The sequence below is a fragment of the Aquimarina sp. Aq107 genome, from assembly GCF_943733665.1.
In the GTDB taxonomy this organism is placed as follows: Bacteria; Bacteroidota; Bacteroidia; order Flavobacteriales; family Flavobacteriaceae; genus Aquimarina.
On record NZ_OX030782.1, the window covers coordinates 3,216,601 to 3,229,646 of the forward strand.

Annotated in this window: 16 protein-coding genes; 9 read left to right on the forward strand and 7 right to left on the reverse strand. The window is 31.2% G+C overall.

Annotated elements, in window-relative coordinates; genetic code table 11:
• Nucleotides 1-75: 75 nt before the first annotated feature.
• Complete coding sequence (locus tag NMK29_RS13815) at nt 76-879, reverse strand: 1-acyl-sn-glycerol-3-phosphate acyltransferase (protein WP_108803658.1); 804 nt, start codon at nt 877-879, stop codon at nt 76-78.
• Between the two features lie 168 nt (nt 880-1,047).
• Nucleotides 1,048-1,692 carry a CoA pyrophosphatase gene (locus NMK29_RS13820; protein ID WP_108803657.1) on the reverse strand — a complete coding sequence of 215 codons (645 nt, stop codon included), beginning with the start codon at nt 1,690-1,692 and terminating at the stop codon, nt 1,048-1,050.
• On the opposite strand from NMK29_RS13820, the gene NMK29_RS13825 reads away from it, so the two are divergent.
• The gene (locus NMK29_RS13825; protein ID WP_108803656.1) at nt 1,686-2,444 is read left to right on the forward strand and encodes a peptidylprolyl isomerase; all 759 of its coding nucleotides are present in this window, start codon (nt 1,686-1,688) and stop codon (nt 2,442-2,444) included. The genes NMK29_RS13820 and NMK29_RS13825 overlap by 7 nt on opposite strands.
• Before the next feature lie 48 nt (nt 2,445-2,492).
• Here the strand turns inward: NMK29_RS13825 and NMK29_RS13830 are convergent, their stop codons facing one another.
• Complete coding sequence (locus tag NMK29_RS13830; RefSeq protein WP_159092233.1) at nt 2,493-2,654, reverse strand: hypothetical protein; 162 nt, start codon at nt 2,652-2,654, stop codon at nt 2,493-2,495.
• An 82-nt stretch (nt 2,655-2,736) separates the two neighbouring features.
• The gene (locus NMK29_RS13835; protein ID WP_108803655.1) at nt 2,737-3,450 is read right to left on the reverse strand and encodes an RDD family protein; all 714 of its coding nucleotides are present in this window, start codon (nt 3,448-3,450) and stop codon (nt 2,737-2,739) included.
• Between the two features lie 36 nt (nt 3,451-3,486).
• On the opposite strand from NMK29_RS13835, the gene NMK29_RS13840 reads away from it, so the two are divergent.
• The 7 genes from NMK29_RS13840 to NMK29_RS13870 all read left to right on the forward strand — a co-directional run bounded on the left by NMK29_RS13840 (nt 3,487) and on the right by NMK29_RS13870 (nt 10,322).
• Nucleotides 3,487-4,455, forward strand: a complete 969-nt coding sequence (locus NMK29_RS13840) for a stage II sporulation protein M (protein WP_108803654.1) — start codon at nt 3,487-3,489, stop codon at nt 4,453-4,455.
• Nucleotides 4,448-5,335 carry a hypothetical protein gene (locus NMK29_RS13845; RefSeq protein WP_108803653.1) on the forward strand — a complete coding sequence of 296 codons (888 nt, stop codon included), beginning with the start codon at nt 4,448-4,450 and terminating at the stop codon, nt 5,333-5,335. Before NMK29_RS13840 ends, NMK29_RS13845 begins: the two co-directional genes overlap by 8 nt.
• A gap of 1 nt (nt 5,336) precedes the next feature.
• Nucleotides 5,337-6,089: a DUF4129 domain-containing protein gene (locus NMK29_RS13850; protein WP_108803652.1), complete on the forward strand. Its 753-nt coding sequence runs from the start codon at nt 5,337-5,339 to the stop codon at nt 6,087-6,089.
• A 1-nt stretch (nt 6,090) separates the two neighbouring features.
• On the forward strand, nt 6,091-7,305 hold the full coding sequence (locus NMK29_RS13855) for a DUF4350 domain-containing protein (protein ID WP_108803651.1): 1,215 nt from the start codon (nt 6,091-6,093) through the stop codon (nt 7,303-7,305).
• Between the two features lie 48 nt (nt 7,306-7,353).
• Nucleotides 7,354-8,430 carry a MoxR family ATPase gene (locus NMK29_RS13860; protein ID WP_108803650.1) on the forward strand — a complete coding sequence of 359 codons (1,077 nt, stop codon included), beginning with the start codon at nt 7,354-7,356 and terminating at the stop codon, nt 8,428-8,430.
• A gap of 5 nt (nt 8,431-8,435) precedes the next feature.
• On the forward strand, nt 8,436-9,767 hold the full coding sequence (locus NMK29_RS13865; protein WP_108803953.1) for a DUF58 domain-containing protein: 1,332 nt from the start codon (nt 8,436-8,438) through the stop codon (nt 9,765-9,767).
• Between the two features lie 135 nt (nt 9,768-9,902).
• On the forward strand, nt 9,903-10,322 hold the full coding sequence (locus NMK29_RS13870; RefSeq protein WP_108803649.1) for a DUF2141 domain-containing protein: 420 nt from the start codon (nt 9,903-9,905) through the stop codon (nt 10,320-10,322).
• Nucleotides 10,323-10,409: 87 nt separating this feature from the next.
• Here the strand turns inward: NMK29_RS13870 and NMK29_RS13875 are convergent, their stop codons facing one another.
• Entirely contained in the window at nt 10,410-10,709 is a 300-nt protein-coding gene (locus NMK29_RS13875; RefSeq protein WP_108803648.1) for a hypothetical protein, read from the reverse strand.
• A gap of 163 nt (nt 10,710-10,872) precedes the next feature.
• Here NMK29_RS13875 and NMK29_RS13880 point away from each other — a divergent pair, with 163 nt between their 5' ends.
• Nucleotides 10,873-11,823, forward strand: a complete 951-nt coding sequence (locus NMK29_RS13880; protein WP_108803647.1) for a LysR family transcriptional regulator — start codon at nt 10,873-10,875, stop codon at nt 11,821-11,823.
• An 18-nt stretch (nt 11,824-11,841) separates the two neighbouring features.
• On the opposite strand, the gene NMK29_RS13885 is transcribed toward NMK29_RS13880, so the two are convergent.
• Both NMK29_RS13885 and NMK29_RS13890 read right to left on the reverse strand, forming a co-directional pair.
• On the reverse strand, nt 11,842-12,039 hold the full coding sequence (locus NMK29_RS13885) for a hypothetical protein (protein WP_027392192.1): 198 nt from the start codon (nt 12,037-12,039) through the stop codon (nt 11,842-11,844).
• 132 nt (nt 12,040-12,171) lie between these two features.
• A complete protein-coding gene (locus NMK29_RS13890) occupies nt 12,172-12,972 on the reverse strand; it encodes a TIGR00266 family protein (RefSeq protein ID WP_108803646.1) in 801 nt (266 codons plus the stop codon).
• Nucleotides 12,973-13,046: the final 74 nt, after the last annotated feature.

Genomic DNA, 13,046 nt, shown 5'->3' on the forward strand with positions numbered 1-13,046 from the left:
AGCAATTTTGGAGCTTGAGTTATTGATTTTTGAACATTTAATAAATGGGAAATATAAAATACAGAATCCGATATTTTAATATTCCCATTGTCTTTTCTTGTTCAATTCTTCTTCTGCATCTAACTCTTCCTGAGGAATTACTTTAAGAAAAGAAGAATGTTGTTCAATAGCAAATTCCAATTTACTAACGATATCATCTACAGTATCATTTTCATAATCAAATTGTAGTGGTTCTTTAATAACCATTGACTGAAGAATTCCTCTTTTTTTGATTCTAATACCTTTTTTATCAAATGATCTTCTAAAACCATCAATTACTATTGGAATTACTATTGGCTTATATTGTCTAATAATATGCGCAGTCCCTTTACGAATTGGTTTAAATGGTTTAGTAGTTCCCTGCGGAAATGTAATCACCCACCCATCTTCTAGGGCTCTTTTGATATTAGTAATATCACTCATCTTTACCTGGCGATTGACATCCTGACCTTTTTCTCTCCAAGTTCTTTCTACAGTAATTGCGCCTGCATATGCTAATATCCTTGCAAGTAAACCGGCATTCATGGTTTCTTTAGCGGCTACATAATAAAGATTAAGTTTAGGTTTCCATAAATATCCAATGTTTTTAATTGAATCTGTACGACCACTTAAACTGGCATTAAAAACATGAAACATGGCAACCACATCAGCGAAATAAGTCTGATGATTAGAAACAAATAATACATTATTATCAGGAAGTTCTTTAAAAATTTCACTTCCTTCTATTTGTAACTCATTAAAGCCTCTATAACGACGATGCGTCATAGATCCCATAATTCTAATAAGCCATTTTTTCAGGAATAATATATGTCCAAAAGGATTTCTTTTAAATAATCCCATAAATAATTTTGATTTATCAGCATCTATTATTTTAAAGCAGCAAAATTTACTACACTTGATTATTAGCTAGTTATACTTAAAACTAAACACAATTAATTAAATAATAGATAACAATTCAGTTAAATTCTTCTAAATATTAAGAAGAAAATGGGAGCCAAATATACAAAATCATACCTCTAACGCAGATTTTATAAAGATTTTAAGTTCACTAAGCATCATTGCTGTTGCTCCCCAAACAACGTAACCATTTAATTCAAAGGAAGGTACTTCAATATTTTCTGCATAAGAAGTAGATAATTTTTTAGCAATTACATTGCTTTCATCTAACAATTGGGATAAAGGTACTTCTATTATCTCAGCTACTTCTTCTTCTTGTTTTACGAAATTTGGTAATCCATTGGAAACTCCTAAGAACGGATGTACCCAAAAATTAGATGGAGGTATGTACACTTTTGTTAATTGTTTCAATACTTCGATTAAATCAGAATTCACGCCTATTTCTTCTCTAGTTTCACGTAATGCAGCTTCTTCATAGTTCTTATCGAATTGCTCCACCTTGCCACCAGGTAATGCTACCTGTCCGGAATGCACTCCTTCATACGTTGGGCGTAAAATTAATGCTAAATGTGTAATATTTCCCTTAGGATAAAAAAGCATCATAACAGCTGCATTTCTGGGATTCTTCTCCGCTATCTTAATTTTATAAAGCTCCTGTTTTCTTATTTCTGGAGCCATAATAAAATGAGAAGATTCTCCAGGCACCGACATTTTCTGTATTTTTGGAATTAATTTTTTAAATGTTTCGAATGTCATTAACCCGATTGATTTTAGTATTAGGTTTCGTTAGTGTTTTTGTATTCTATAGTTGTGAAGATACACAATCTAAAAAAACTAAACAGCCAGTTGTAGAAAATGAAAAAGACAATTCTGGGCAAAGTACTATGACTCAGAAAGATTCGCTAAAAACTACCAAAAAAGAAAAGAACAATATTTCTAAAACTACGGATAAAGAGCCATTTAAATTGGCCAATGCTAACATGAAAGAGTTTTTATTACAATATGGTAAAGAAAACCCAGAAACTTTAGTTCGTATTAGCACCAAATTTGGAGATATTGATATTAAACTTTATAAAGAATCTCCTATACATCGAGCTAACTTTATTTATCTAGTTAAACAAAAATATTTTGATGAGACTTTCTTTTATCGTGTTGCCAAAGGTTTTGTTATTCAAGGTGGAAATAGTGATCGTACTCAAATGGCTCAAAAGCGTCACGATATTGGAGATTATACATTACCCCAAGAACCAATAAAAGGTCTTAAACACAACAGAGGATCAGTGGCCTTATCAAAGCAATGGGTTAATAATCCTTCTAATCGTTCTACTCCATATGAGTTTTTTATTGTGATTGCCAAAGAAGGAGCTCCTCATCTGAATGGAGAACATACAATCTTTGGGAAGGTTGTAAAAGGTATGAGTGTGGCTGATAAAATCTCTAACGTTCCTGTAGATGGTAGCGAATGGCCTAAAGAAAATATATTTATAAAAGCAGAAGTAATTCAATAAATAGCTGTCTAAAAAATTATAATCTTCTAGACAGCCATCATCAAGAGCTTAGCAAGGATCAGCTATTGTTTCACACTGACAGGTATTACGAGTACCTACGGCATGCTTTACACGCTCTTTATATGGGCCCATAGGATGTGCCAATCCTCCCTTTAGCTTAGAAATAGTTTCTTTTCGCAATGCTAAGTGTTTAAAACTCTTTGCTTTCATGATATTTGATTTTATGATTTATATCAATATATCAATCATCATAAAAAATTGTTACCCTAAAAAATAGATTGATACTCCAATTCTATTTCTGTGTATAATAATTATAATCTTCTAATACTTTAGATAGAAACTGTATTGGTTTTTCTTGTGGAGTGATCTGCATAATACTACTTACTTTGTTAGATAGTTGCAAAATAACATTATGATTTCCATTTCTTTTTGCATCCTGGTAGATACCTTTAATTTTACGCATCTCACTATCGTCAAACACCGTCACTTGAGGATAAACGGGTTTATAATCATCTGGAATATCGACTAAAATAGTTTGATTGAATCTTACTTTTTGTTTTTCACTAATCACTGTTGTTCCTGCTGCCATATCTCCTAGTCTTTGGCCAGTTCCCTTAAATAATATTGCAACTACCGCAATTCCTCCTGACGCTAGTGTGATATCAATCAACCTAAGTAACCATCTTATTAAATACCCTGAAAAGGCAGGTCTAGATCCATCTAATCGAACAACACGTATCTTCATAGTTGCTTTTCCGGGAGTTCTACCATCCCAAAAAGTTTCCCATAATAAAAAGTAAAGAAAAGGAGGTAAACCTACTACCATCCAGAATGCCCACTCATCCGCCATTCCTAAATCCAAAGCAGCTACAATTAAGATTACAACAATAAAATAGGCGATGATTATCAACAAGTCTACTAAATATGCCAAGATTCGTTCCCCTATTCCAGCAGTATTTTGCTGTATACTCACATTTTGAGCTGTTTCTATTTGAAAATTATCCATTAATTATGTTTCTTTGAAGCTCCTAATTTTTGATCCATGCGTGAGGCGGCTTTTGTGAAGCAAAATAAAGATAAATGGTTAAAATTTGAAAGTGTTCTGCTTAATAATGCGCAAATTACTCCAGATGAACTCTCTAGTTTATATATTGAGATCACCGATCACTTGAGTTACGCAAGAACCTTTTACCCTAGTAGTCAAACATTTAACTATCTAAATGGGTTAGCTTCTAACGCTCATCAAAAAATATATAAAACTAAAAAAGAAAAAAAGAATCGATTTTATTCTTTTTGGGTTAAAGAATTCCCTCTGGAATTTTATAAGTACCAACGGCAACTCCTCATTGCCTTTTTAATTTCGGTACTTTTTACTGCTATTGGAGCTTATTCTTCGGCAACTGAGGGAGCATTTGTAAGGTCAATCTTAGGTGATGGTTATGTAAATATGACCCTAGAAAATATTGAAAATGGCGATCCAATGGCTGTCTATAAGAAAATGGAAGAGACCGATATGTTCCTAGGTATCACCATAAATAATATAAGAGTAGCTCTAAACTGTTTTATACTTGGTATTCTTTTGGGAATTGGAACGATCTACATGTTAATGCAAAACTTTATTATGTTAGGCTCGTTTCAATACTTTTTCTACGAAAAAGGACTTCTTTGGGAGAGTGCTCGAACTATTTGGATACACGGGACTATTGAGATTTCTGTTATTATTATAGCAGGATGTGCAGGATTAGTGGTTGGTAATTCGATTTTATTTCCAAAAACCTATACCAGGTTAACCTCTTTTGTAAGAGGTATTAAAGCAGGATTAAAAATTGTAATTAGCACGGTCCCCTTTTTTATTATTGCAGGTTTTTTAGAAGGTTTTGTAACTCGACATACCGAAATGCCAGATTGGTTGGCGATTTTTATTATTGCTTCATCTTTATCATTAATTTTATTCTATTACGTAATATACCCAAGACAATTATATAAAAAATCAATTTCTACAGATGAATAATAATTACATTGAATTTAAAAAGAAAAGAGAATTAGGCGATATTCTTACAGATGTTTTTGTGTTTTTAAGAACTAATTTTAAACCTTTATTTACGGTTTTATTTAAGACAACTGGAATCGTTTTGATTATCCTACTTTTATCTATTGCATATTATACTCATGCTACTTCTAATTTCATGGATCCTTTTGCTCTTGGTGGAGGCGCTGGTAATTTAAATATGTTTAATTCTGGCTCTTTTTTAATATCAGCATTTGTGATGATAATAAGTATTTTAATTTTTTATGGATTAGTTTTTGGCACCGTTCTACATTACATAAAAGAATACTCAGATAATCAGGGTGTAGTATTACAACAATCAGTTATCAATGGAGTAAAAAAAGATTTAGGAAGTATCATAGGACTTTCAATTCTTTCTAGTATTATGCTAGTAGTAGGATTTATGCTATGTGTTATTCCAGGAATATACTTGTATGTACCTTTAAGTCTTATTTTTCCTATTTTGGTTTTTAGAAAATCACCAGTTTTTGATGCGATTAGCGAAAGTTTCGAATTGGTAAAAAATGAATGGTGGATAACATTTGCAACACTTCTTGTTATTGGATTATTATCTTATGTGATAAGTATGGTATTTTCAATTCCAGCAATTATTTATACATTTTTTAAAACATTTACTGCTGCATCAGAAGGTAGTTTTTCTGATCCCTCTAGTATGTTTGACTGGGTTTTTATCCTACTAAATACTATAGCTTCTGTTCTTCAGTATATTATTATCTATCTCTTTACAGCAATTTCTACTGCTTTCATTTATTTCAACCTAAATGAAAGAAAACATCATACAGGAACATTAGAACAAATTGATTCTTTAGGTAAAACCGAATAATTTGAAACAACTAAGCTACTTTCTTTTTTTAATTATACCATTTTCAATTTCTGCTAAGATACAGGACAGTATATCTGTAAAACAATCTGAAGAAATCGTTTATGATTTAGATTCTAATAAAGAAATTAGAGAATTTAGTTCTGATAAAATTAATGAGTTTCGCAATGAGGAAGATTTTAATTATACCGAATATGAGGAACCAGATAATATTTGGACACAATTTAAACGATGGATTGGACAATTATGGAGTCGATTTCTTCAATGGATATTTGGCGTAGGAGAAGTAACAGGTTTCTGGGCAATCCTATTTAAACTCTTACCCTATTTAGTTATCATTGGTGTATTATTTTTGTTAGGTTGGTTATTTATGAGAGTAAATCCAAGAGATATGCTTTTTGAAAAACAAGAAGCCCCCCAAATCATACTTACAGAAGATGAGGATATTATCCAAAACCAAAATATAGAACAATTAATACAGCAAGCACTAAAAGCTAATAACTACAGATTAGCTATCCGCTATTATTACCTATCTGTACTTAAACAATTATCAGAAAACGAATTCATAAACTGGGAATCTCAAAAAACAAATACGGATTATTTAAAAGAATTAACTGATAATTCACTAAAAAATAAGTTTCAAAATATCACGAGGTTATATGACTTTATCTGGTATGGGAGTTTTGAAATTAATCAAACATCGTTTGAACAAGCTGAACAAAAATTTAAATCGATTACTAATAGTATAAGATCCTAATTTGTTAACTAAAAAGACTAAAATATTCATTATTGTAATTATTACCTTAATAGGTCTACTTACCTTTTTAGAAGCAAGTGAACCAGAGCCTATAAATTGGTTCCCTAGCTATGCTAAAACAGATAAAATTCCTTTAGGCACTTTCGTTTCTTACAATATGATCAAAGAAACTTTTAATAAGAGTACATTAAAAGATATTAATAAACCACCATATGAATTCTTATTAGATAATGATACGATTAGTGGAACATACTTTTTTGTCAACGGTTCTGTAGATTTTGATAGCGCCGAACTGGATCGTATATTAAACTGGGTAGAAAAAGGAAATACGCTATTTGTATCTTCAAAATCTATTAGTAGTAAATTATTAGATACCTTATCTATTGAATTAGATAATCTAGTATCCTTAGATGATATATCTACACAACCGATGGTCGAATTAGTAAACAAAAAACTAAAAGTAGAAAAACCATATCATTATGATCGTGATACCTACAATCCATATTTTAGTGAAATAGATACTACAAATGCCACAGTTCTTGGACTTACCCAATTATACAATGACACATTGCAAATTAAGGATCCTAAGCTAAACTACATCAAACAACCTTTTGGCCAAGGTGAAATACTACTCCACTCTTTTCCAGAAGCTTTTGGTAACTACTTTATGTTATCCGATAATAATTATCAATACACCCAAAATCTATTGAGTTATATTGACTTTACAAAAGATATTCTTTGGGACAATCACTACAAATCTGGAAAAACATTTTACAGCTCTCCTTTATTTTTCTTATTACAAAACAGGTATCTAAAATGGGCATATTACATAATGCTCTTAGGGGTTTTACTCTTTGTAATTTTCGAAGGAAAAAGAAAACAAAGGAGTATCCCAATAATAGAACCTCTTAAAAATCAAACTTTGGCTTTTACTAGAACAATCAGTGCCATGTATTTTGAAAAAGAAAAGCATAAAGAAATAGTCGAAAAACAAAACCTTCTTTTTTTAGATTACGTTCATCACGACCTTAGAATACCCACAAATACTCTAGATGAAAAAACCTTACTAGATATTTCTGCAAGAAGTAACAATGATTTTGAAGATACCAAAGCATTGTTTACATATTTTGAGGAACTTAGTAGAAAAAGAATAATAACTAAAGAAGAATTAATTCGACTATATAATATGATTAGCGAATTTAAAAACAAATCATAACGGAAACGATATAAAACATACTCTTAAAAAGAGAAAAAACTAAATCATATGGAAAACGAAGAGTTACAAAATGATGCTCAAAAAGCTCCCGATAACACTACTCCTTCTGAGGCTACTCAAGAAAGTACTATTCCTACAGAAAAAACTTCAGAAAATATAAGTTTTGAGAATCGTATTGATCTTAGCGAATTACAACAAGCAGTAGAAAGACTAAAATCAGAACTAGCTAAAGTTATTATCGGACAGCAGGATTTTATTGAATTACTAATTGTATCTCTATTATCCAATGGGCACGTTCTTATAGAAGGGGTACCTGGAATTGCAAAAACAGTAACAGCTAAGTTGTTTGCAAAAACCTTAGAAACTAACTTTAATAGAATTCAATTTACTCCAGATTTAATGCCAAGTGATGTATTAGGGACTTCTGTTTTAAACATGAAAACTAGTGATTTCGAATTCAAAAAAGGACCAATATTTTCTAACATGGTTTTAATTGATGAGATCAACCGTGCTCCAGCAAAAACTCAGGCAGCTCTATTTGAAGTAATGGAAGAACGACAAGTTACTATAGATGGTATCAGATATGTAATGGAACCTCCCTTTATGGTACTAGCAACACAGAATCCAATCGAGCAAGAAGGAACGTATGCTTTACCAGAAGCGCAACTAGATCGTTTTTTGTTTAAAATCAAAGTGGATTATCCATCGTTAGAGGAAGAAGTAAATATTCTAAAAACGCATCATGAAAGAAAAACATTAAAGCCATTAGAACTAGTAAACTCCGTAATGACGCCTGAAAAACTTGTAGAATACAAGAAAAAAACTCAAGAAGTTATTATCGAAGAAAAAATTATAGGATATATCGCAGAAATTGTTACCAAGACTAGAACACATCCTCATCTATACCTTGGAGGTTCGCCACGTGCTTCTATAGCGGTAATGAATGCTTCAAAAGCTTTTGCAGCTATTAATGGTAGAGATTTTGTAACTCCAGAGGATATTAAAAAATCATTATATCCAGTTTTACGACACCGTATTATTTTATCTCCAGAACGTGAAATGGAGGGAATGACTACAGAAGATGTTATTGAAATGATTATCCAATCTGTAGAAATACCTCGTTAACTGTGATCAAATTTTATAAATCTCTATACCTAAGCCCACGCGTATTTTATATACTCGCTATCTTATCTGTGCTATTTTTAGTATCCTATTGGTTCCAAGCACTATATCCGATAGCCTGGTTATTATTATGGGGATTAGTAGTTACCTTTTTATTTGATATTGTTATTTTATTTAATACAAAAAAAGGTATTGAAGCTATTAGATTGTTACCAGAAAAATTTTCTAATAGTGATCTTAATGTAATTCCTATAAGAATTAAAAGCAACTATACATTTACAACCTTCGCAGAAATAATAGATGAAATCCCAGTCCAGTTTCAAAAACGTGATTTTCTAAAAACTGGAATAATACATCCAAAATCAACTTTTGATTTTGAATATTCATTAAGACCTGTAAAAAGAGGAGAATATATTTTTGGTCACCTACACGTGTATACTATGACCAAAATCAATTTGGTCAAGAAAAGATATAGTTTTGATAAATCAGCTATGGTAAAGGTATATCCATCCTTTATCCAAATGAAGAAATATGACTTTTTAGCTATTGATAATAAATTAACTCAATTTGGGCTTAAAAAAATAAGACGTATTGGCCATACAATGGAGTTTGAACAGATTAAAGAATACGTGATTGGTGATGATGTACGAACAATCAACTGGAAGGCAACTGCCAAACATGGAAATCTAATGATCAATCAATTTCAGGATGAAAAATCACAACCAATATATTCTATAATTGATGAAAGTCGTGTAATGAAAATGCCATTTAAGGAGTTAAGTTTATTAGATTATGCTGTAAATAGCACATTAGCTTTTTCTAATATCGCTCTCAAAAAGAATGATAAAGTAGGAATGCTTACTTTCTCTAATTCTGTCAATAATTTTTTACCTGCCAGCAGAAAGAAAACCTACATAAATAATGTATCAGAAACATTATACAACGTTAAAACCCAGTTTTTAGATTCGGATTTTGGATTGTTATACACCCATGTAAAAAGACAAATTAATCATCGTAGCTTACTTTTATTATACACTAACTTTGAGCATATCTCTGCGTTAAAAAGACAACTTCCTTATTTACAAGCATTAGCTAAGAAACATTTATTAGTAGTTATATTCTTTGAGAACACAGAATTACATCAATTGACACATCAGAATGCAGAAGATCTCCAAGCTATCTATGATCAAACTATTGCACAACAATTTGCCTACGATAAAAAAATCATGGTAAAAGAGCTACAAAGACATGGTATACAAACGGTTCTAACATCCCCAGAAGACTTAACGGTAAACACCATCAATAAATATTTAGAAATAAAAGCTAGAGGGCTTTTATAATTTCCCGATCAAACACTATCTACATTTCATCCATTAAATTCTACAATTGGGTGATATACTTTATAAGAGTATCCAAGTTTTATAGACTTTTGAATCATCAAAACGAAATAATAAAAATCAAAAAACTAAACTCTTATGAAAACTCTAGTATTATTTTTAGCAATGACAGCCATAAACTTTGTAACTCATGCACAAGATACCAAAGGTATTACTATCACAGTAACGGTACCTAATGTATCTAGTTCTGATGGTGCTGTTCTTTTTGGATTATATGATGAAGCTACCTTTATGAAAGCTGCTCCTATTAAATCAACAAAAGGAGAAATAAAAAATGGTATCGCTAAAATAACTTTTACAAATGTTCCTGCAGGCGAATATGGAATCTCTTGTGTACACGACGCTAATAACAATCAAAGAATGGATTTTGAAGAAAACGGAATGCCTAAAGAAAGTTATGGAGTATCTAATAATAATATGAGCTACGGACCACCAATGTGGAGTGATGCAAAATTTGAAGTAGGTAATGAAGATCTAGAATTAGAAATTAGATTCTAATAATCAAAATAACATATTCATCAATCAAAAAATAAGGGTTTTGCTAATATCATAAAACAAAACCCTTTCTATAGTAACTACTAAATACTAATTTTCACAATCCGTTTCGCTAGCATCGCGCAATGCTTCTTCTAAATCAGCATCTTCAATAAGTGGACAATCATCTAATGCACTTAAATATGCTATCGATGCAGCTTTTAAAGATTCACAATTTTCTACACTAGGATCATTTCCATATCGATCTAATGCTGCACTATAATTTTCAATTGCATTAATAGCTATACAACCTCCCGTAAGATCTTCCAAAATTTCCTCTTCTGAACAAGAAGTTAATAACGCACCAATACTTAATCCCAATATCACTAAAGATTTACTTACTATTTTCATTTGTTAAATTTTTAATTATTATAAGTTTTATTGTTTAGTGTGATTAAATGGAGAGAGGTCAACATTATCTTAAAAAAATCTCAATAGAAAAAACAAATTTTTAGTATATCATTAATAAGTTTTATCAATAGCTTTCCTATTTTTGTCATCCAAAATTAACAACATGACCATTACACAGCTACGATATGTATTAGCAGTTGCTGAGCATCAAAATTTCACAAAGGCAGCAGAAAAAACATTTGTTACTCAACCTACATTGAGTATGCAAATTCAAAAATTAGAAGAAGAATTAGCTATCCTAATATTTGACCGAAGTAAAAAACCAATCGAGCTTACAGAAGTGGGTAAAAAACTAGTACAACAAGCTAGAAATATAGTTAATGAAAGTGAGCGAATACAAGATATAGTTGATCAACAAAAAGGGTTTATTGGCGGAGAATTTAAATTAGGAGTTATACCAACGGTAATGCCTACTTTATTACCTATGTTCTTACATAATTTCATAAAAAAATACCCAAAAGTAAAACTAAAGATTGAAGAACTAACAACTGAGGCTATTATGGAGCGCTTGCAAGATGGACATCTTGATGCTGCAATTGCCGCTACTCCTTTACAGAATGAAAGTATTAAGGAGCGTGTATTGTATTATGAACCTTTTGTTGGCTATATACCTCCTAGTCATCGATTAAATAAAAAAAATAAAATAGATATATCTGATTTAGATATAGATGATATGTTATTATTAGAAGATGGACATTGTTTTAGAGATGGGATTGTTAACCTATGCAAAACTCAAAAGAGTTACGATGAAGATCATTTTCAACTAGAAAGTGGAAGTTTCGAAACACTAGTTAAACTATCCAATGAGGGATTAGGAATGACACTACTACCTTATCTTCACACATTGGATATTAACGAAAAAGAAAAAGGAAATCTACATTTCTTTAATGAACCATCACCTGCTAGAGAAGTAAGTCTTATTTTTCACAAGAGTGAATTAAAAATGCAAATTATAGAAGCATTACATAACACAATAGCTGGAGTAGTAAAAGGAGCTATTACTTTTCAAAATGTTCAGATTATAAGTCCGATATCAAAAATAAAAAGCGACTAAAAAGTCGCTTTTATATTTTTATGATTTTAAATAAATTAAACAAGGTTCTAACTCTGGTTTGTTAAGTGCCAAAGATTGAATCCAAAGTTTTAATTCTTCAATCTCGTGCGGTAGTAATCTGTTTAGTGCTTTAATTACTTCCTTTGTAAATAGATTTACGTCAAAACTAACCTTTTTCAGTACAGTCTTGGTATAATCAAACATTGCTCTCGCCATAAATTAATAGGGGTTTAAATGTTAGGTTTAATACAAGTAATTGTAGGATAATACTTACAGTTTTTAAAGTTGTTAGAACTAATATAGTCAAATAAAACTAAAAAACCGCCTTTTAACCCTTATTTAACTTTACTAAAAATTATTATCGCCATCTAAAAGATCACCTAAACCACCTAAAATACTACCTTCTCCTCTACTTTTACCTCCTCCTCTAGGAGCTAATGCTAACACTCTATTTGCTAACCTACTAAATGGTAAAGATTGTATATAAACCACTCCTGGACCAGTTAAGTTTGCAAAAAACAATCCTTCGCCTCCAAAAATCGTATTCTTAATACCCTTTACCATTTCTATATCGTAATTAACGCCTTTAGAAAAACCTATAATACAGCCAGTGTCTATTTTCAATGTTTCTCCTATTTGTAATTCTTTTCTAGCAGTAGTTCCTCCTGCGTGTACAAAAGCCATTCCATCTCCTTCTAACTTTTGCATAATAAACCCTTCTCCTCCAAATAAGCCTCTTCCTAATTTTCTTGAAAATTCGATCCCAACAGAAACTCCCTTAGCTGCACAAAGAAATGCATCTTTCTGACAAACAAACTTACCGCCATATTCTGTAAGGTCTATAGGAATAATTTTTCCTGGGTATGGCGAAGCAAAACTCACTTTCTTCTTTCCAACAACTTCATTATAAAAAGCAGTCATAAAAAGACTTTCTCCAGTAAGCAACCGTTTTCCTGCTCCAAAAATCTTTCCCATAAACCCTTCATCTTTTTGGGAACCATCTCCAAAAATAGTATCCATTTTGATACCATCTTCCATCATCATAAAACTACCTGCCTCTGCAATCACTCCTTCTTGAGGATCTAATTCTATTTCCACATATTGCATTTCTTCTCCATAGATAGCGTAGTCAATTTCGTGTGCTGTCATATTTAATTATTTATTTTATTGATTAATGAATAGTCTCAATATATAAGTTATAGATTAACGTAAAGTGTTACAGA

Bases quoted from the DNA above. Each gene is read 5' to 3' on its own strand.
- NMK29_RS13860 (WP_108803650.1), top strand. From the start codon at position 7,354: ATGGAAAACGAAGAGTTACAAAATGATGCTCAAAAAGCTCCCGATAAC.
- NMK29_RS13875 (WP_108803648.1), bottom strand. From the start codon at position 10,709: ATGAAAATAGTAAGTAAATCTTTAGTGATATTGGGATTAAGTATTGGT.
- NMK29_RS13840 (WP_108803654.1), top strand. From the start codon at position 3,487: ATGCGTGAGGCGGCTTTTGTGAAGCAAAATAAAGATAAATGGTTAAAA.
- NMK29_RS13820 (WP_108803657.1), bottom strand. From the start codon at position 1,692: ATGACATTCGAAACATTTAAAAAATTAATTCCAAAAATACAGAAAATG.
- NMK29_RS13880 (WP_108803647.1), top strand. From the start codon at position 10,873: ATGACCATTACACAGCTACGATATGTATTAGCAGTTGCTGAGCATCAA.
- NMK29_RS13885 (WP_027392192.1), bottom strand. From the start codon at position 12,039: ATGGCGAGAGCAATGTTTGATTATACCAAGACTGTACTGAAAAAGGTT.
- NMK29_RS13830 (WP_159092233.1), bottom strand. From the start codon at position 2,654: ATGAAAGCAAAGAGTTTTAAACACTTAGCATTGCGAAAAGAAACTATT.
- NMK29_RS13835 (WP_108803655.1), bottom strand. From the start codon at position 3,450: ATGGATAATTTTCAAATAGAAACAGCTCAAAATGTGAGTATACAGCAA.
- NMK29_RS13815 (WP_108803658.1), bottom strand. From the start codon at position 879: ATGGGATTATTTAAAAGAAATCCTTTTGGACATATATTATTCCTGAAA.
- NMK29_RS13825 (WP_108803656.1), top strand. From the start codon at position 1,686: ATGTCATTAACCCGATTGATTTTAGTATTAGGTTTCGTTAGTGTTTTT.
- NMK29_RS13870 (WP_108803649.1), top strand. From the start codon at position 9,903: ATGAAAACTCTAGTATTATTTTTAGCAATGACAGCCATAAACTTTGTA.
- NMK29_RS13890 (WP_108803646.1), bottom strand. From the start codon at position 12,972: ATGACAGCACACGAAATTGACTACGCTATCTATGGAGAAGAAATGCAA.
- NMK29_RS13845 (WP_108803653.1), top strand. From the start codon at position 4,448: ATGAATAATAATTACATTGAATTTAAAAAGAAAAGAGAATTAGGCGAT.